This window comes from Treponema sp. R6D11, from assembly GCF_054786075.1.
The window spans coordinates 1-595 of the sequence record NZ_BDHD01000708.1 but is presented as its reverse complement, the minus strand read 5'-3'; the positions used below and the strand labels follow the sequence as shown (position 1 = coordinate 595).

Genomic DNA, 595 nt, shown 5'->3' with positions numbered 1-595 from the left:
GTTATGGGATTCCCATGTAAAAGACGAACTGGTGAACCATATCGACCGCAAGGAAATAGCGGCGGCTCTTGAAGGAAGGGAAGAAAGCGCGCGCCGCGATTCAATCAGCACCAGCGTTAAACGGATTTATTTCGCGTTGCCCGTGTTTGAAGGCAACAAGATAGTCGGCGTGTTCAGGCTTTCCTCCGCCGTTCCCGAATTTGGAACGCGCATTTCTTCAATTATATTCCCGTTTATTATTTTTTCACTTGTTATGGCAATTGCCGTTTCTTGGGCCGTATACGCCATTTCCCTCTCTCTTTCAACGTCAATCGGTAGGCTTGTTGACATTACGCAGGAGGGCGCTCTGTTACTGTCCGGCCCTGAAGCGGGGGAAACCATAGCGCCTGAATTCGTAAGCCTGGAAAAAGCGATAAGGGCGATGACATCCGAGCTTAATTACCGGCTTGAACAGGCGAAGGCCGAAGGCGCGAGATTGGAGGCGATTCTTAACGGAATGTCCGAGGCGGTGTTCGCGAAGGATTCTACCTTAAAACTTTACCTTGTAAATCCCCGCGCCATGGAGCTTTTTAGTATCGGCAAAAGAGACATAAAA

General features: G+C 49.4%; 1 protein-coding gene. It reads left to right on the top strand.

Features of this window, described 5'->3' with window-relative positions:
- Window positions 1-595, top strand: a 595-nt coding sequence (locus ACYVTD_RS15620; protein WP_461248618.1) for a hypothetical protein, incomplete at both ends; no start/stop codon positions are given.